This is a genomic window from Lentimicrobium saccharophilum, assembly GCF_001192835.1.
Lineage (GTDB): Bacteria > Bacteroidota > Bacteroidia > Bacteroidales > Lentimicrobiaceae > Lentimicrobium > Lentimicrobium saccharophilum.
Window position 1 is genome coordinate 2,203,778 of sequence record NZ_DF968182.1, and the last position, 19,092, is coordinate 2,222,869.

10 protein-coding genes are annotated in these 19,092 nt (G+C 50.6%); 5 read left to right on the plus strand and 5 right to left on the minus strand.

The features are described from left to right. Position 1: 1 nt before the first annotated feature. The 3 genes from TBC1_RS08545 to guaB form a co-directional block, all read right to left on the minus strand. Positions 2–859: a hypothetical protein gene (locus TBC1_RS08545; protein WP_062040847.1), complete on the minus strand. Its 858-nt coding sequence runs from the start codon at positions 857–859 to the stop codon at positions 2–4. A gap of 10 nt (positions 860–869) precedes the next feature. After that, complete coding sequence (locus tag TBC1_RS08550; protein WP_062040849.1) at positions 870–2,858, minus strand: foldase protein PrsA; 1,989 nt, start codon at positions 2,856–2,858, stop codon at positions 870–872. A gap of 94 nt (positions 2,859–2,952) precedes the next feature. Further along, positions 2,953–4,422 carry an IMP dehydrogenase gene (guaB, locus tag TBC1_RS08555; RefSeq protein ID WP_062040852.1) on the minus strand — a complete coding sequence of 490 codons (1,470 nt, stop codon included), beginning with the start codon at positions 4,420–4,422 and terminating at the stop codon, positions 2,953–2,955. A 368-nt stretch (positions 4,423–4,790) separates the two neighbouring features. Between guaB and TBC1_RS08560 the strand changes: the two genes are divergently transcribed. Continuing rightward, a complete protein-coding gene (locus TBC1_RS08560) occupies positions 4,791–7,205 on the plus strand; it encodes a S9 family peptidase (RefSeq protein WP_062040855.1) in 2,415 nt (804 codons plus the stop codon). Between the two features lie 5 nt (positions 7,206–7,210). Here the strand turns inward: TBC1_RS08560 and TBC1_RS08565 are convergent, their stop codons facing one another. Beyond that, the gene (locus TBC1_RS08565; protein WP_062040857.1) at positions 7,211–9,229 is read right to left on the minus strand and encodes a T9SS type B sorting domain-containing protein; all 2,019 of its coding nucleotides are present in this window, start codon (positions 9,227–9,229) and stop codon (positions 7,211–7,213) included. A gap of 381 nt (positions 9,230–9,610) precedes the next feature. On the opposite strand from TBC1_RS08565, the gene TBC1_RS08570 reads away from it, so the two are divergent. The 4 genes from TBC1_RS08570 (at position 9,611) to TBC1_RS18160 (ending at position 17,977) form a co-directional block, all read left to right on the plus strand. Beyond that, entirely contained in the window at positions 9,611–13,714 is a 4,104-nt protein-coding gene (locus tag TBC1_RS08570; RefSeq protein ID WP_062040860.1) for a BACON domain-containing protein, read from the plus strand. A 319-nt stretch (positions 13,715–14,033) separates the two neighbouring features. Further along, on the plus strand, positions 14,034–15,314 hold the full coding sequence (gene glyA / locus TBC1_RS08575) for a serine hydroxymethyltransferase (RefSeq protein WP_062042912.1): 1,281 nt from the start codon (positions 14,034–14,036) through the stop codon (positions 15,312–15,314). Positions 15,315–15,448: 134 nt separating this feature from the next. Next, positions 15,449–17,176, plus strand: a complete 1,728-nt coding sequence (locus TBC1_RS08580; protein WP_062040863.1) for a L,D-transpeptidase family protein — start codon at positions 15,449–15,451, stop codon at positions 17,174–17,176. A gap of 129 nt (positions 17,177–17,305) precedes the next feature. Then, on the plus strand, positions 17,306–17,977 hold the full coding sequence (locus tag TBC1_RS18160) for a murein L,D-transpeptidase catalytic domain family protein (protein WP_062040866.1): 672 nt from the start codon (positions 17,306–17,308) through the stop codon (positions 17,975–17,977). Between the two features lie 48 nt (positions 17,978–18,025). Here the strand turns inward: TBC1_RS18160 and TBC1_RS08590 are convergent, their stop codons facing one another. Then, on the minus strand, positions 18,026–19,024 hold the full coding sequence (locus TBC1_RS08590; protein WP_062040869.1) for a DUF2846 domain-containing protein: 999 nt from the start codon (positions 19,022–19,024) through the stop codon (positions 18,026–18,028). Between the last annotated feature and the right edge of the window lie 68 nt (positions 19,025–19,092).

Consider the following 19,092-nt stretch of genomic DNA (forward strand, 5'->3'; position numbering starts at 1 on the left):
ATTAAAATATTTCAAACTCTTTGTTTTTCAATGCCTCCTGAAACACCTCCTCCTGCATCCGGTTGATCAGCTTCTGCTTCCGCATGTTCAGGATCATGTTCCGGATACGATCAACTTCAAGGCTGAGGGGAGAAGTACTTTCCGTGATCTTATAATCATTGAACCGTATAAGGTATACAAACAGGGAATCCCCGGTTTCGTGAAATGTCCGGTTCTTCAGGAAGTTTTCCTGATCATATATTTCAAGAGGCAATTCGCGCATCAGGTCATTGAAAACGATCCAGTTCTCGTCATCGGGCCTGCACGAAATCGTTGATTTATCGCACAGCTCAATTAATTTCTCCATATCACCCGATTTGGATGACATCAGATATTGTTTCGCTTTTTTTGCCTGTGGGGAGTTTTCATAGCCCCGCGGAATTTTAACGTAGCTGACCCGGACTATATTTTCGCGCAACTGAAAATTGCTTTCATTTTCTGTATAAAACGCACTGATCTCTTCCTCACTGACGACTGTATCCAGTTTCTGCCTGATCAACTCACTCTCATACTCATAGATAATAAGCGAATTGCGATAATTTTCAAGTTGTTTCTCAAAATCCATTTTATCCTTGGGCAGGTTCCCCTGCGCATGGTGCAACAATACCTGCTGCCTGACCCAGTTATCGATATACTGCCGGGTAATTTCCAGACTGTCGGCTGCAGAAACCCCATCCGGGACCACCCCGGCGAGCTCTGAACGGTATAGATACTTATCATACGCAAGGGCAATCACTTCTTCTTCAGGCTGATTGCCTATAAAACGGCAGGCTGAAAGAAAAACAGCAGGAATTAAGAGAAACCGGGTAAGTCGCAACATTGGCAATCCTTTATTTTATGGAGGAAAGCACTTCTTCATTTACCTTAAACGGATACCTGGCCCTTAACTCCCTGATCCATTCCTGCTCGAGGTAATTCTGGTAATCGGCAGTGATCAGCCCCCGGGCTTCATTCAGTTTCTTAGGTTCCGGACTGAGCAACGCATGGACATTCACCAGGTAAACCTTACCTTCATCAATGGATTCAGGCGCCAGCCCGGGTTTCCATTCAAGGCTGTCGATCAGTTCATTGTCACCCTTCTGGTATTTGCGGTGGTCGATCGTCAGCAATGAAGTTGTGTCGGTGTTAAACTGGGCCAGCAGTTCAGTATCGGTAAGACCTCCGCTGATCGCTTTCCTTAAACCGGCGATCAGTTTATCATCCGTTGATTCAAGGGTATAAACCGTAGCATCAAGGCGCTGGTCCCACATGTAGTTGCCTTTGTTCTGATTATAAAACGCTTCAAGCCCAGTAGTATCCTTCACAGCCTTCGACCATATCTTCTGATCGGTTAATTCAAACAGCAGGATTCCGTCCCGGTATTCCTTTACCAGCATTTTGAAGTCAGGGTACTTCGATTCGAGGCGCGAATCTTCATACGCCAGCAGGGTTTCGTTTACAAAGGTGGTAAACATACCGTTCACAAATGTTCTGATATCCTCTTTTGCACGTTTGCGCTGGTTTTTTGCAAGCCAATCAGCAAAATCCTGTTGCGTAAAACTTCGCCGACCAATGGTCATGATGGTTTTCTTTAAGCCGGCAGCCTGTTGCGCCGACCATTTCGCACTGAAAATGGTATCGGTGACGACTTTGTAAAAATCATCCCTTGCTTTCAGGTTTTCGGTGTACTTATACTCGCGCCTGATCCGGTTAAGCAGTGCTTCCTCGCTTTTTTTTGCGCGGTCGCTGCGGGTCAGGCTCTGTTTTAACTCGTTAACAACATCTTCGTAGGCTCCTATATCTTTCCGGTCGAGCAACTTAACAATATGCCAGCCAAAGGAAGTAAGAAATGGTTTGGAGACATCATTCAGGTTTTTCAGTTTTGTGATTTCGCTGATAAACTCGGGAATCATTTTATTGGCTCCGAACCAGGGCAACACACCGCCTTTGGCAGCAGTGGATTTATCGTCGGAGTTCTGTTCAGCCATCCGGGCGAAATCTTCGCCGTTAAGAATGCGCGTGTATACTTCCATTGCCTTTGCGGCTATCCTGGCGCTATCTTCAGCAGTAGCATTGGCAGGCAAGCGCATCATGATATGTGCAACCTGCACCCGTCCGAGTGCCGGCTTCCGGTCGGTTACCTTAATAAGGTGATAGCCGAAGTCGCTGCGCACCGGCATGGATACTTCTCCTACCGGGGTGTTATATGCACCGGTTTCGAATGGATAGACCATATCAAACACGGTAAAATAACCGAGATCCCCGAGGTTTCCTTTAATCGTCCGGCCTTCCATCTGCCGGTCGCGTGCCGATAAATCATCGGATGCTTCCATGGCCACTTTCCCGAAGTCCTCACCCTTAAGTATCCGCTTACGCAGGTTCATCACTTTTTTGTAGGCCATCAGCGTATCGGCAGGTGCCGCGTTGCGGTCAACCCTGATCAGTATATGGCTGGCGCGGATGTCCGTTTTCTTACGGTCGTAGGCTTCCTGCAACAGCGATTTATTCATTTCCTCATCGATCAGGTATGGCTGTGCCAGCTGCTTGCGGTACCCGGCCAGCTCTTCCCTGAACGAGCGCACCGTATCGAGGCCCAGCGTTTCCGCTTCCTTTACCTTCAGCCTGAAATTGATGTACAACTCCATGTATTCTTCCAGCGATTTGCGGTCAAGCACCTCGCTGTTCACATTGTTTTTCATGTAAACATTCAGGAACTCCGAGCGCGTAATCTCCTCTCCTGCCACATTCAGGATCACAGGATCACTATCCTGCGCAAAAACCGGAATTGTAGTAATCGTAAGGAAAATCAATACAATTAAACCTAATACTGACTTTTTCATTTTGTTATTGTTTTAATGCTTATCAATTGTTACTGCTTTTAGCTCACCGGGTTTCCTGCATAATTGCTTCCAGGAGAGCCTGAATCATTTATTGTTACCTGCTGTAGTTCGGCGCTTCACTGGTAATGGTGATGTCATGGGGATGACTTTCGGCCACACCGGCAGCGGTAATTTTAATAAATCTGGCCTGCTGAAGCCGGGCAATATTTTCAGATCCTGTATAACCCATGCCGGAACGCAATCCGCCCACCAGCTGATGGACTACTTCCGAGAGGGCGCCTTTGAACGGCACACGGCCTACAATACCTTCGGGAACCAGCTTATTAATATCGTCTTCCGTATCCTGAAAGTAGCGATCCTTTGATCCTTTCTGCATCGCTTCCATCGAACCCATTCCCCTGTATGACTTATACTTGCGTCCTTCGAAAATAATGGTTTCCCCGGGAGATTCCTCCACTCCCGCGAACAAGCCGCCCGCCATAATACAGTCGGCCCCGGCTGCAATGGCTTTGGGGATGTCGCCGGTGTAACGGATCCCGCCATCGGCAATTACCGGAATCCCTGATCCTTTCAGTTCCGAAGCTACCTGATAAATGGCAGAAAGCTGCGGAATGCCAATGCCCGCTATGATCCGCGTTGTGCATATGGAACCGGGACCTATGCCGACCTTGATCCCGTCGATGTTCAGTTTTTTGAAATCACGGGCCGCTTCGGCAGTACCCACATTGCCGACAATCAGGTCAACTCCGGAAAAATGTTTCCTGAATAATTTCGCAGCATCCATCACCCCCTTTGAATGGCCATGTGCCGTATCAATCACCACCGCATCAACCCCGTTGTTTACCAGCGCCTGGACCCTGTCAATCATATCGGTGGTGACGCCGACAGCCGCAGCTACCCTCAGCCGGCCCCGCTCATCCTTGCAGGCATTCGGCCGGGCCTTGATCTTGATGATATCTTTGTATGTGATCAGTCCTACCAGTTTGAAATCCTTGTCAACTACGGGAAGTTTCTCTATCTTGTACTGCTGAAGAATATCCGCCGCCTTTTCGAAATCGGTGAATTCAGTGGTTGTGATCAGGTTGCTGCTGGTCATCACCTCTGAAACAGGCCTCCGCGGATTGCGTTCAAAACGAAGGTCGCGGTTGGTCACTATCCCTGTCAGTTTTCCGGACGCATCCACCACCGGTATTCCACCGATTCCGTAATCCCGCATAATTGTCAGTGCATCCGCCACCAGGGCGCCTTCGGTCAGTGTGATCGGATCCAGGATCATCCCGTTTTCGGCACGTTTCACCTTGCGTACTTCGTTTGCCTGATCCTCAATCGTCATGTTCTTATGCAACACGCCTATTCCGCCTTCCTGGGCAATGGCAATGGCCATCACGGCATCGGTAACGGTATCCATGGCAGCCGTAACAATCGGGATATTCAGTCTGATATTCCGCGAAAAACGGGTGGAGATGTCAACATCGCGGGGCAGAACCTCTGAATAGGCCGGCATGAGCAAAACATCATCAAACGTTAAGCCTTCGCCCGTAAACTTTTCACTGATTGCTGACATGTTTTTCCGGATTGGGAAGCGCAAAGTTATGAAAAATAGATTTTCAACGGGTTACTGATATCCCGGTTGACCGGCGGATAAAAAACAAGCCCTGAGCTATGCAGGTAAACCTTCGAAAGCAGAGCCGCAACCTGCACTGGATTTCTTCGACACAGGTTGCCTTAAGAAGAACTTTATTTCATTGATTATCTGTTATTTATCTAATTCAAATTGTCAGCATGTCCATTAATAAAAACATTGAAGGCATAACCAGAAACATTCAAAAACCTTTAAAAAGCCTTGTATAGCGGTATTGTTAAAAAATCCTAAATTTACAGGCCAAATCACCCGGGCTGAAAATCCCGTTTTCCGCTTTTAAATGATAGATTATGAAACAGCTTCTGCTTTTACTTACTGTTATGTACGGATTCTTACAGGCTCAAAACCCGCAGCCATACCAGCTGCCCCCGAAAGAGATTCTTGATCTAGTGGATATCAATCCCAGGCCACTGATACGCATCGACTCCCGGAATCAGACGATGGTTATGCTTGAGCGCCGCGCCTTCAAAACCATTGAAGAGATGGCTGCCGGGGAGGTAAGGCTCGGGGGCCTACGCATCAATCCACTGACCAACGGGCCTTCCAGGGCAAATTACGCCTATGGCATATCCATTCTGAGTATAGCGTCAGGAGAAACATCGGTTGTAAAAGGTTTACCTGAACAACTGAAAATCTCGGATTTCAGCTTTTCACCGGATGAAACGAAAATCGCATTCACCAATACCCTGCCCGCAGGCATTGAACTATGGACGGTAGATCTTGCCTCTGGCCAGGCAAACCGGGTTACGGATGCCAACCTCAATGCAAGCATTGGGATGCCGTATCTGTGGACCCCTGATTCAGAGTCTTTGCTTGTTTTTATGATCCCCTCATCCAGGGAAACGCTGACTACCGGACTGCAACTGCCGGAAGGCCCTGCAATTCAGGAGAGCACCGGACGCAAGGCCCCGGTCAGGACTTATCAGGACCTGCTGCGCTCACCGGCTGATGAAAAAGCTTTTAACCATTACGCAGAATCCGAAATCGTCAGGGTCAGCCTGAAAGAACCGGCTGCACCATTTCTCCCGAAGGCCATCTACCGCTCGCTCAGTTTTTCGCCGGATGGAAACTATCTGATGGTTCAGACCATACAACAACCCTATTCCTACATTGTGCCCTATTACAGATTTCCGGTAACTTATGCCATTCATAAGGCCGATGGAAGCCTGTACCGCATTTTCCACCAACGTCCGCTGGTTGAAGAATTGCCAACCGGCTTCGATGCGGTGGAAACAGGTAAAAGAAATATTCAGTGGCGGAGCGATCTTCCGGCTACCCTTTGCTGGGTTGAAGCCATGGACAAGGGCGATCCGGAAGTCAATGTCCCGGTCAGAGACCAGGTGTACACCCTCGATGCCCCGTTCACGGGAGAACCCTATATCCTGGCAGCCACCCCAAACCGTTTCCGCTACGTAACATGGGGAAATTCAGAGACAGCGCTTATAACTGACGGCTGGTGGAAAACCCGCAGATCAACCACCTTTCTGGTCAATCCCGGGTCCGGAAAAAGTTCCATGAAAGTAATCTTTGACCGCTCCACAGAAGATTATTACGGAGATCCCGGCGATTTCCTGCAAAAACGCAACCACCTGAATGCCTATTCACTCTGGTTTTCACCGGACAATAAAAAACTGTACCTACAAGGCGAGGGATACTCCCCGGAAGGCAACAAACCATTTCTGGACGAATTCGACCTGAAAACACTGAAAACCAAACGCCTGTGGCAGGCTGAAGGCATTTCAACCTATGAATCGGTCGTAAGGGTTGTCAACCCCGGCAAAAAGATGCTGATCACCAGCATAGAAAGCAAGACCGAAAATCCAAACTTTTACCTGCGTTCAGGTAAATCGCTCAGGAAACTTACCGCATTCCCGAATCCATACGCTTCATTTATGAACGTCAGCAAGGAAAGTGTACGCTACAAGCGTGCCGACGGAGTTGACCTTTCGGCCACCCTTTACCTGCCGGCAGGCTATGACAAAGCGCGCGACGGACGGCTGCCCATGCTGATGTGGGCCTATCCGCGGGAATACAAGGATGCCGGGCAGGCCGGACAGGTGAAAGAGTCGCCGCATACCTTCGTGCAGCTATACTATGGTTCCCCGGTTTACTGGGCTGCCCGCGGGTATGCCATTCTCGACGATGCCGATTTCCCGGTTATAGGCGAAGGAGAAACCGAGCCCAACGATTCATTTACTGATCAGCTGGTGGCCAATGCCGCCGCCGCGATAGATTTTGCGGTTGAACGCGGGGTAGCCGACAGAAACCGCGTGGCCATCGGTGGCCACTCGTACGGGGCGTTTATGACCGCCAACCTGATGGCCCACAGCGACCTGTTTGCAGCCGGTATCGCCCGCAGCGGCGCTTACAACCGCACCCTGACGCCGTTCGGTTTCCAGGCCGAAGAGCGTACCTTCTGGGAGGCACAGGATGTTTACCTGAAAATGTCGCCTTTTGTGCATGCCGATAAAATCAACGAACCCCTGCTGCTGATCCACGGTGATGCCGACAATAACCCGGGCACCTTCACCCTGCAGAGCGAAAGGCTGTTCGGCGCGATCAAAGGATTGGGGGGAACGGCCAGACTGGTGCTGCTTCCTTATGAAAGTCACGGATACAGCGCCAGGGAAAATGTGCTGCACATGCTCTGGGAAACAGATGCCTGGCTGGAAAAATATGTGAAAAACAGAGGGGTAAAGGAGTAAATTTTTCAGCGGAAAAGCATAACAAAACCTTTCCGGACGTAATCCGTTCCGTTGAAATCCCTGTACCTGACGATTACAGCATAAATCCCTGCGGCAGCTTCCTGTCCGTTGAAAGAGCCGTCCCAGCCTGCGGTGTAATCACTGGTTTCGAAGACCAGTTGACCCCATCGGTTGTAGATCAGCATGCTGTAAAAACCCGGCTCAATATTTCTTACCAAGGGTTTAAACTCCGGCGAAAGACCTCCGGCCCTGAACGCGTTGGGCATGCGAATATCGGCTTCTCCGGGAAGCAGCACCTCGTTGGAACGGCTGACGGCGTCATCCGACCTGACAGCCTCAACATAGTAGGTCACGCGGCCGGCTTCCGCACCTGAAGCGTAATCATTAAAAAAGAGCACTGAAGGCGATACCTGCTGCGGAAATCCCGCTGCCGGCTGCCCGTTGTCGAAGCGATAAACCTTGTAGGCCACTGGTCCGTCAGGCCATCCCTCAATGGCGTTCCAGTTCAGCCGGATGTTGCCGCTCCCCATATCGGTAAGCTCAAGAAAAATGCTTCTCATTACCGCCGAGGATGCAAGCTCAAAACCACAGGGATCCAGGGCAACTACCCGGTAATAATAGCTCGATCCGGTAACTTCAGCGGCAGGCTCGGGCAGAATCAGCGAACTCCCGGCGCCCCAGCCCGTCCTCACCAGGGGTTGCAGCGAGGCAGGCCCTTCGGATGAGCGCAATACTTCAATTTCAGCAATCAGGGAAGCCGGTGATCCCGAAAGGTACAGGTCAATCCTTTCATTATTCAGCACCGTGAGGTTATCCAGGGCGAAAGCAGCGAGCTGTTCCGGATCGGGAAACAACTCAAGCCTGCAGCTTTCGGAACTCAGGGTGTTATCCGCATTAACGCCCCTGACATAATAGGTGTAACTGCCTCCCGGTTCCAGCAATTCATCGTCGATGAAGGTATAGGTTGTAGCAGTACCCGAAGGAACGGAGCCAACTTCCACGGGCAGGCCTCCGTTAAAGGAGCGCATGATAATATACGTGCTTACAGGCGGCATCATGTTTTTATAAGAATTCCAGCTGAGTGATGCTTTCCGGTCGCAGAGGGTTTCCGTATCTCCGCTGATCAGGATGGTATTGTGCGGCCTGAGGTAGTTTACCGCGCCCGAACTTGAGTTGCCGCACTGGTCGATGGCGCGCATCACATAGGTAACCACTTCATTGCATGGGTCGTGGTAGGTTGGCAGGGCGGTAAGATCATCCGTAAAAAAATCAGTATATCCCGTGGTGGCGTGATCATTGAAATTAGGCCCCTCCTTCACCCCGATCACGTATCCGCTGACATCGGGCGTAGGACTGTGCGCCCAGTGCACTTCCGCTTTTCCGTCGACAATGGTGACATACGAAAGTACCGGGTCCTCCGGAAGGTTATCGTCTTCAAATATGCCACTTGAAATACTGGAAGCGGCATAATAGATACCTGTTTCATAAACCACCCGGTAATACATGGTTACCGGATCACACAAGGCATTGACGGTATCATAATAGAACAACTGCGTAGTCTCTCCCACTCTGGTAAAATCTATCCCGTTTTCTGACCTGTAAACAACATAGAATTCCCCTCCGCCCAGCTTCATGCTGTTCCAGTCGAGCCGGGCAATTCCGGTTCCCGTTCCGCCGTTTGAAACCAGCAGCATGATCGTCCGCAGCCGGTTCGAATCGCCCGAGACTCCGGATGAATTAAAGGTAATCAGAAATGCTTCGTAGCCGGTGGTCATCCCGTCGGAAACCGGCAGATACCCTTCTTCCTCGGTGGCGGGAAAATCAACAGAATTATAGGCGCCCATGCTCCCGGTAGGGCGGTAAAAGAGCCTGAACCCGTCAAATGACCCTGACGGCATATTCCAGGTAGCATAAACTGAGCCGTCCAGCTCGACCGACAGGCTGACAAACTGGGGCGTCGGCTGGGCAGAGGCCCACCCGCTGAGCACAATCAGTATTAAGCCGGTTAACAGTTTTCTGAACACAGCAATTTCACATTTATCCTTAACTTACTCCAAAGTTACAAAACAGCCGGAGACGATTCCATAATAACTGAATGAATTACGAAATATTATTCCCCGGCTGAACGGCATTCGTTGCGATATCAGGTTTGAATTTGTATAAAAACGGGTAATTACAAATTATCGTGTCTTACAAGCGGCATTGCATATACCATGCAACTTTAAAATATTTTAAAAGTACCCGCCGGAAACCTTCCCCGCCGGAAAATTGTTTACTCCGGTGGAAGCATAAGTCAGCGGTCATGATGAATTGTATAGCCAAAAGCAATAATTTTGTCCGGCTGAAATCAATCACTTTTACATCACTACCAAACCCTATTCTTCACACACACAACGTCCATTGCTATGAAAATAACCTATACCCTGCTATTGTCACTTTTATTTGCTGCCGCATCTGTATTTGCGCAGGACAGCATTGTAAAGCCTGCCGTGGTCGGTCACGGAACCCTGATTGGCGTCACCCCGCCGCTTCGCGACCTGCCTCCGCTTACCCAGTCGGAGTGGGATGAAATGGAAGCCAAAGCACATGAAAAGCTGCTGAATCCCAAACTGCGCACCAGAACATATCCCTATGCCGAAACTGCATTGCCCAAAGGGCCTGACGGCGTGTGGCAGAAAACCATGGGAACAAACAAGGCCATGCAAAGCGATCCCATCGTGAATTTTCAGGGGCAGACTTCTCCTTATTTTCCCCCTGACGAGAATGGTACGGCCGGGCCTAACCATTACATGCAAACGGTGAACACCACTTATGCCATCTATTCCAAGACAGGCACTCTGCTGGCAGGTCCGACCAATATGAACCTGCTGTTCGGCAGTGTTCCCGGGTCCAACTGCAACGATGGCGACCCCATTATTTTGTACGATGAAATGGCCGACCGCTGGATGGCCGCCGAATTTTCGCTCTGCGGCTCGCCCGACAGGATGCTGGTTGCAGTGTCCGCCACCAACGACCCCACAGGCAGCTGGTATCAATACTCCTTTAACATGGGCGGCATGCCCGACTACGAAAAATTCGGCATCTGGCCCGATGGGTATTACATGGGGACAAACACCTCGAACAATACCGATATTTATGTTTTTGAGCGTGAAGTGATGCTGAACGGCGGCACCAATCCAAAAATGGTGTCTTTCGACAATCCCTGGAGACCGGGATCGGTTGACGGTTTTATGATGGTCCCCCCGGTTGACAACGACGGACCGGCTGCTCCGGCAGGATCTCCCGGAATCTTCATCGCCCATCAGGACGACGCTTTCGGCGGAAGCGCTGACCAGCTCTGGATCTATGAACTGGATGTGGACTGGACAACCACGTCGAACTCGACGTTTACGAGGGTTCAGCAGATCAACGTGGAACCTTTCGACAGCAACTTTGGCAACAACTGGAACAACATCAAACAGCCGGGAACCAGTCAGGAGCTCGACGCCATTCCCCAGGTAATAATGAATGTGCCCCAGTACCGCAATTTCGGTTCTTACCAGACCATTATATGCTGCCATACCGTTGATGTTGACGCAACCGATCACGCCGGTATCCGCTGGTATGAGTTGCGCAGGACTTCGGGCGACTGGACCATCCGCCAGCAGGGCACTTATGCCCCGGATGAACATTCACGCTGGATGGGCAGTATTATGCTGAACGGATCCAATGAACTTGCGCTGGGATATTCCGTTTCAAGCAGCAGCGTCTATCCAGGCATCCGTTATACCGGACAAACGGCTGAAGAATATGCACAGGCCAGCGGCATCATGGATGTTCCCGAAGGGATTATCTGGGAAGGTACGGCCTCGCAAACAGGCGCCAACCGCTGGGGCGACTACTCCCTGCTGAGCGTTGATCCCGCCGATGATGAAACTTTCTGGTACACCAATCAGTATGTAAGCGGCGGACAGAGGACACGTATTGCATCCTTCAACATCGGCCCGCTGGGACCGAATGCATCGTTTATCGCCAACAATACCCTGCCATGCATCGATGAAACCGTAAACTTTACCGATATCAGCACCGGCGGCCCCGTTTCATGGAGTTGGTCATTCCTTCCCAACACGGTGACTTTTGTGGAAGGCACCAGCAGCAATTCGCAGAACCCCCGGGTGCAGTTCAACGCACTCGGAAGCTATTCGGTTACGTTATCGGCCACCAATGCCGGCGGGAGCAACGCGGTTACCCAGACCAACTACATTACGGTGAACGAAGCCAATGCGGCATTTTCAGCCACGCCCCAGAACATCGTGGTGAACAATCCGGTGCAGTTCATTGACGAATCCACCTGTGATGTAACCTCCTGGGATTGGAATTTCGGGGAAGGCGCCGAACCGGCCACAGCCACCGGGCCGGGACCTCATCAGGTGATTTATGTTACCACAGGGACCAAAACCATTGCGCTCACCGTGAACGGCAACAATACCATGACGCGTACCGACTACATCAATGTGATTCCGGACTCCTTCAACATGAGCAACATCACCATCAATACATGCAGCGGAACATTTTACGATGCAGGAGGTCCCTCTCAGAATTATGGCAACAACCTGAACCAGACCATGGTATTCAGATCGGCCATACCCGGCAACCAGCTGAGGGTTGAGTTTACCGGGTTTGAGCTTGAGAGCAGCGCCAACTGCGCCAATGATTACCTGTCGGTACACAACGGGCTGACGCCCTTTGCGCCACAGCTCGGTAAATGGTGCGGCAGCGACACCCCCGGCGTCATCACTTCCGACAACGGCAGCGGTGCGCTTACATTCGTTTTCAGAAGCAATGCCAGCGGAAACTACCCCGGATGGATGGCAACCATCTCCTGCTTCAGTCCGGTAACCGCCCCGCAAACCTTTACAGCCACAGCCCTGAGCGATTCGGAAATCGGTCTTGAATGGCAGAAGAATGCCGAAAACAACGATGTACTGATCGCCTGGTCGGAAGCCGGGATCGGACAACCCGTCAACGGAACCACCTATACCACGGGCGAAGCGCTGCCCGGCGGCGGAACCGTATTGTACACGGGTTCACTAAATGAATTTACACACAGCGGTTTGAATGCGCTGACCACTTATAACTACAAGGCATTTTCAATGACCCCGGCAATGGACTATTCACCGGGTCTGGAAGCCTCGGCCACCACCCTGAATGCCCCGCCTACCCTGGCCGTTTCTCCTGTCAACATCGAAGTGGATGAAAATCAGGGAAATGCTTCCTTTACCGTGACCAGTAACTCGTTATGGAGTGCCGTGTCCGATGCTGAATGGTGCACCGTTACCCCATCAGGTAACGGAAACGGCGCCATTGAAGCCGTTTATGAAGCCAATGAAATGGCTGCACCGAGGGTGGCCGCCATCACCGTCACCGTTGCCGGGCTTGATCCCCAGACTGTAACCCTTACCCAGACCGGGGCAGCACCCACACTCAATGCCAGTCCGCTCACCTTCCAGGTCGGCGCCGAAGCAGGAAGCGTCCAAAGCAGTGTAACTTCAAACACCACCTGGACAGCCGTCAGCAACCAGCCTGAATGGTGTACGGTAACCCCTGCCGGATCGGGCAACGGAACTGTTGACATTCAATATACGGAAAACAGCTGGGCTGCGGTACGCACGGCCACCATCACCCTGACGGCCGAAGGCACCAGCCCCGTGGAGCTGATACTGATGCAGGACGGAGCCGAGGCTTTCCTTACCGTGGAACCACTGGCACTTCAGGTGAGCGCGGATGCCGGTGTTGCTGAGGTTAGTATTCAGGCCAATTTCGAGTGGATTGCCGGATCGGACGCCGGCTGGTGCACCGCTGAACCACAGACAGGCAACGGAACCGGAACCCTGACCCTGAACTACCAGGAGAATGCTGTTATTGAAGCGCGCACCGCCATTATCACCATCACGGGCAACAGCCTGGAGCAAACGGTCACCCTTACGCAGGAAGCCGCTGCGCCGAGCCTGGACGTGACACCACTGATTGCCGAAGTATCATACGAAGCCGGATCTTTCGACTTTATCATCACGGCCAATGTTGACTGGTCGGCAGCCGCCGACTCGGCCTGGCTGAATGTTACCGGCACCGGCAGCGGCAACGGGGTATTGTCGGCTGTATACCAGGCTAACCCCAATTCCGGATCAAGAACCAGCATCATTACGGTGAATGCAGCCGGACTTGATCCGCAGCAGGTATCGGTAATCCAGGACGGTACCGGATTGGGCATAGTTGAAAACGGCAGCGAATCCATCAGAATTTATCCCAACCCCGCAAAGGACGAGTTTATAGTGGAGGTTAATCCTGCCGATTTCCCCGAATTTAAGGTACAACTGCTGAACCTTACGGGTACCGAAATACTCTCGAAACAATGCAGCGGCAAGGAAAAATATGTGATTGACATCAGCACGGTGAAATCAGGATCCTATATGATCCGCATCAATTCCGGCGAAAAAATGATCAATCATGTTATGGTGATTATGAAATAACTGAACACGGGAATTCTCTGCAGAACATCAACATTCGGGCGCTTCAGGCAGAAGCGTCCGTTTATTTTTGTCCGGGCTTCCGCAGATAAACCTGCCGGAATATCCGGGCAGGAAATATCGGTGCAGTTGCTCCGCAGGCGGTCCGGGCAGCATCTGACAGACGCTCCGACTTTTTTGAAACTCAGGCGTTTTGGCTTAGTATTTAAAATTAGGCTTCGCCATTGGCGGTGAATTACTTTTTATACCTTTGCACTGTCAAAACACGGCATTTACAAAGGTCATATTGCACAAAATCAAACATATAAACTACAATTTCATCATGAAAAAAGACAAGCAGGTTTTTGACCTCATCAAGCAGGAGAAAGAGCGTCAGATGCATGGCATTGAGTTGATTGCTTCTGAAAATTTTGTCAGCCAGCAGGTGCTCGATGCCATGGGTTCGGTACTTACCAACAAATACGCCGAAGGATATCCCGGAAAACGTTATTATGGTGGTTGTCAGATTGTTGACCAAACAGAGCAACTGGCCATTGACCGCGCCAAGGCGTTGTTTGGTGCTGAATGGGCCAATGTGCAGCCCCACTCGGGCGCCCAGGCCAATATGGCTGTGCTGATGACCGTGCTGAAACCCGGCGATACCTTTATGGGGCTGAACCTGGCGCATGGCGGACACCTTTCGCATGGATCGCCCGTGAACTCATCGGGTATCCTTTACAAACCGGTTGCTTACGGTGTGGAAGAGGAAACCGGCACCATCAACTATGACAAGATGGAAGCCGTGGCCCTGGAGACCAGGCCCAAACTTATCATTGCCGGCGCTTCAGCCTACTCACGCGACTGGGATTATAAGCGCATGCGGGCAATTGCCGACAAGATCGGCGCCCTGTTGCTTGCCGATGTGGCCCACCCCGCCGGAATGATTGCGCGCGGCCTGCTCAATGATCCTATTCCTTACTGTCACTTTGTAACCACCACCACCCACAAAACACTTCGCGGCCCCCGCGGCGGTATGATCCTGATGGGCAAAGACTTCGAAAATCCATGGGGATTGAAAACACCCAAGGGCGAAATTAAAATGATGTCGGCCCTGCTCGATTCCGCCGTATTCCCGGGCGTTCAGGGCGGTCCGCTGGAGCATGTGATCGCTTCCAAGGCCGTTGCTTTCGGCGAGGCCCTTAGCGACGAGTTTATGGAGTATATTATCCAGGTGAAGAAAAACGCCCAGGTAATGGCCAAAGCTTTTGTTGACAAAGGCTACCACGTCATTTCCGGTGGCACCGACAACCACCTGATGCTGATCGACCTCCGTTCCAAATTCCCCGATCTTACCGGAAAGGTGGCTGAGAACACCCTGGTGAAAGCCGATATTACCATCAATAAAAACATGGTTCCCTTCGACAGCCGTTCACCGTTTACCACCTCGGGCATCCGCGTAGGAACCCCCGCCATTACCACCCGCGGCCTGAAAGAAGAACACATGGGAATTATAGTAAACCTGATTGACGAGGTACTTTCAAATCCGGAAGACGAAACGGTGGTTGATGCCGTGCGTTTAAAAGTAAATGAACTGATGAGCAGTTTTCCTCTTTTTGCATGGTAATCAGCAATCTGTAATAGTTTTTATAAGCCATCCCACGGGGTGGCTTTTTCGTTCAGGGTAATAACTACCGGTAAAGCCCGGTAAACAGGTTTCGCTTATTTGAAGTGAAATCCTATTTTTGTAAAAAAACTACCATGAGGTACTTCATTCTATTGATTTCTACGCTGGGAATCATTGCCTGCTCAAGAACACCGGATCAGCCTGCCGGACCGGTTAACCGCAAAGCCCTGACCCGTGACAGCCTGAGGCGAATTGCGGAAGCCAGGTTTCAGGATACCCGCACGGCTTCTGCCGGCGCTATCAGAGAGATCATAGAAACAAGAGAGCCCGACGACCGGTATAAAGCCCGGGGCGTTTCACTATATTCTTCGGTACTGCTGCCAAAACTTTACATAGAGAACAATTTCAATCTATTATGGATCAACCATTTTGATTCAATCCATAAAGTGGAAGAGATGTCGGCTTTTCTCGAAGACATTATTTTCCACGGATTGATTCCTGAACACTATCATGCTGCTGAAATCAGACAATCGCTGACAGAACTGGCGAAAGACAGTGCGCTGATCTATAATTCAACTTTCCTGGCGAACCTCGATCTTCTGCTCAGCGACGCCTGGTTTATGGCGGCTTCGCACCTCTATTTCGGCAAAATAGATCCTGAAAGCCTGGAGGCGCAGTGGGGCATCAGGAGGGATAAGCCCGACATCCCCTTTGACCGCTATCTGAAAACTATGCTCAGCCAGGAAACCGTGGAAGAAGGTTTCAGGCACTTTTATCCGCCCCATCCGGGCTATGAAGCCATGGTTGCAGAAGCAAAAAGGCTCACAACGTTAAAGGACGGGGATTTCAGCATCAAAGCCGACCTGAAAAACAGCTCTCTTAAACCCGGAGACTCTTCGGCATATATTGCAGAAATTAAAAGAAAACTTGCATTTCTGGGTTTATATACGCCCGATACCCTGACAAATCCTGATAAATATGACGACAGGCTGTTGGAATCGGTTAAGAAACTTCAGGAACATTTTGGCTACAATACCGACGGCGCCATCGGGAAAAACGCGTTCAAAGCCCTTAATATGACTGTGGAGCAACGGATCGGACAGCTATATGTCAATATGGAGCGCCTCCGGTGGATGCCTGACTCGCTGGAACACACTTATATTCAAGTAAATATTGCCGATTTCACCCTGGATGTCTTCAGGGAAGGCGACACCCTGCTGCGCATGCGAACCATTGTGGGGAAAGAATACCGGGAAACCCCCGTCTTCAATGCACGCATCACCTACCTGGTATTCAGCCCTTCGTGGACGGTTCCGCCGACCATACAGCGCAAGGATGTGATTCCTGAAGTACGCAGAAATACCGGATATCTTGCAAGGAAAAACATGAAAGTCTATGATTCAAAGGGCAGGCTGGTGGATCCGGCTTCCGTCAACTGGAGCCGCGACGGTATGCGCTATACCATCAGGCAATCACCGGGAGCACAAAATGCACTCGGAAAGGTGAAATTCATGTTCCCGAACAAACACAACATTTACCTTCACGACACCCCTTCGCGCAATCTGTTCGCCCGCGACGAACGGACCTTCAGTTCAGGCTGCATCCGCATCGAAAAGCCCTATGATCTTGCCCTGATATTGATGTCGGATATGGAAGGATGGACGCCGGAACGTATCCGGCAGGCCATGGACGCCGGCATCGAAAAGACTGTCGTCCTGAAAAATCCGGCCGGGGTGTATCTCACTTACCTCACGGCCTGGGGGACAAAAGCAGGAGTCATTCATTACCGAACAGATATTTACAACCGTGATGCTGAAATGCTGAAAGCACTCAGAGAAAAGCATACCAAATGGAAAACCTGAGCATGAAAATAATTTCAGTACCCTGATCCGGTCCGGGCTTTCACTTTTTTTTATCCTTACGGTAAAAGCAATTGAAGAAATGCAGATTTTTGCGGCACGACATCGAAGTTAAAATTAATCAATTCTAAAGTGCCTGTTATCAAATATTTGCGCATACTGCTACTGACAGCGGTCTGCTTGTTATATGTACCATTCCCTTCGTTCAATGCGCAGGCCGGTGAACCGCTGACCACCGGAAAAACGACCGAAGCGTTCAACCTTTCTGCCTTTGCTGATAAACTCAATCCCTCGCTGATCCGGAGTTTGTTTGAGCGTTTGCCAGGCTTCCTGCCCCTGGCCAGTAACAAAATCATTACCATTATTGACTTTTCAATGCCCAGCACCGCCCGCCGTTTATGGACCATCAACCTGGAAACCGGCGAAGTCCTCTATAATACCCTGGTAGCTCACGGCAGAAATACGGGGCAAAACATCGCTGAGAAATTCTCGAACATTCCGCAATCCTATCAGAGCAGCCTGGGGTTTTATCTGACCGGCCAGGTTTATACAGGAAAACACGGACATTCACTAAGGTTAAAGGGGCTTGAGAAAAACATCAACGACAAGGCATGGGAGCGGGCCATTGTGATCCACGGGGCCGATTATGTGAGCGAATCATTTATCAAAGCGCACGGCCGGCTGGGACGCAGCCACGGATGCCCGGCAATCCCGCCCGAAATCACCGAAGATTTCATCAGTACCATCAAAGAGGGATCCCTGCTTTTTATCTACCATCCAGGATATGATCAACGGGCCGGCTGAAGCAGCGGACATTGTTTTATAATATCATCGTCCGGCAGGTGTATCCACCTAAAAATGGTAATTGAAGCCGAATAAAAGATCTATACCGGATCCATCCGGAGTCCTCAACTGATTGTCCATTGGCGCATACCCACCTCCGGATTCAAATTTATACGCAGCATTGTAATACTTCAACCCATAGATGACCGACCATTTTTCGGAGGGGTTCATTTCAAATATGCCCGTTACATGAAATCCGGCCGTACCTCCATAACTCCAGTTATCATCAAAACCGCCATCAACTTTACTTCCCTTGATTTTCAGTTCAGGAGACAGGAAAAGATCCGGACCCGCGCCCAGTTTGATCCGCATGGCATCACCTCCGTCAATCGGAATAATGACCGAAGGGGTGACAGAGACAATGAAGCGGTTGAAATTGGTATTGGCGTTTTTCAGGTAAGGCCTCAGGCCGCTGCTCTGGTAAATTGCTTCAACAGCCAGGTCGAAATGCCTGCTGAACTCATAGCCATATCGGATCCCAGCGCCCAAACCACCTCCGAAACTGACCTTTGAATCGTCCCCGTCAACGGTGGTAAACATCGGGAAATTTTCAAACCCGAATCCGACGCCAAGGCTGATGCCGATCCGGTGATCAGGCCGGTCGACAGGTATATTGCGGCCATCCAGTTCGCGCAACTCCCCGCTCCGGATAACCGGAAGCGCTGAAACGCTGTCAACAAGGATTAACTCGGGCACCGACGACCAGAAAGTCATCTTCAGCCCCATCCGGATATAGTATATGCGGTCCTCTTCCACTTTCAGGGTCAGATCCGGTTGCACGGATTTATTGATCCGGAAGGTATAATCGCCAGGTGTCGCATCGAATGAATAAAAGGATGCATTCTTCAGCCGGATCAGCAATGTGTCGTTAACGTTAATTTTATAGGTTACCACTGATCCCTGGTAGATGTTCTCCCGGTAAAGCACGATGCTGCTTTTGTTCTGTCCGCTTACAAACAAAGAAAGCAGCATGAATGCCGCCATTCCGGTAAAAAAGATCCGATTCATCTTTACTGTTATTAATGATTGAAATAGAATTATTACCGGCTATCCGGGGTCATCCGGGAGTTCAGGCG

Coding starts and splice junctions, on each gene's coding strand:
- TBC1_RS08545 (WP_062040847.1), bottom strand. CDS start 859: ATGTTGCGACTTACCCGGTTTCTCTTAATTCCTGCTGTTTTTCTTTCA.
- TBC1_RS08550 (WP_062040849.1), bottom strand. CDS start 2,858: ATGAAAAAGTCAGTATTAGGTTTAATTGTATTGATTTTCCTTACGATT.
- guaB (WP_062040852.1), bottom strand. CDS start 4,422: ATGTCAGCAATCAGTGAAAAGTTTACGGGCGAAGGCTTAACGTTTGAT.
- TBC1_RS08560 (WP_062040855.1), top strand. CDS start 4,791: ATGAAACAGCTTCTGCTTTTACTTACTGTTATGTACGGATTCTTACAG.
- TBC1_RS08570 (WP_062040860.1), top strand. CDS start 9,611: ATGAAAATAACCTATACCCTGCTATTGTCACTTTTATTTGCTGCCGCA.
- glyA (WP_062042912.1), top strand. CDS start 14,034: ATGAAAAAAGACAAGCAGGTTTTTGACCTCATCAAGCAGGAGAAAGAG.
- TBC1_RS08580 (WP_062040863.1), top strand. CDS start 15,449: ATGAGGTACTTCATTCTATTGATTTCTACGCTGGGAATCATTGCCTGC.
- TBC1_RS08590 (WP_062040869.1), bottom strand. CDS start 19,024: ATGAATCGGATCTTTTTTACCGGAATGGCGGCATTCATGCTGCTTTCT.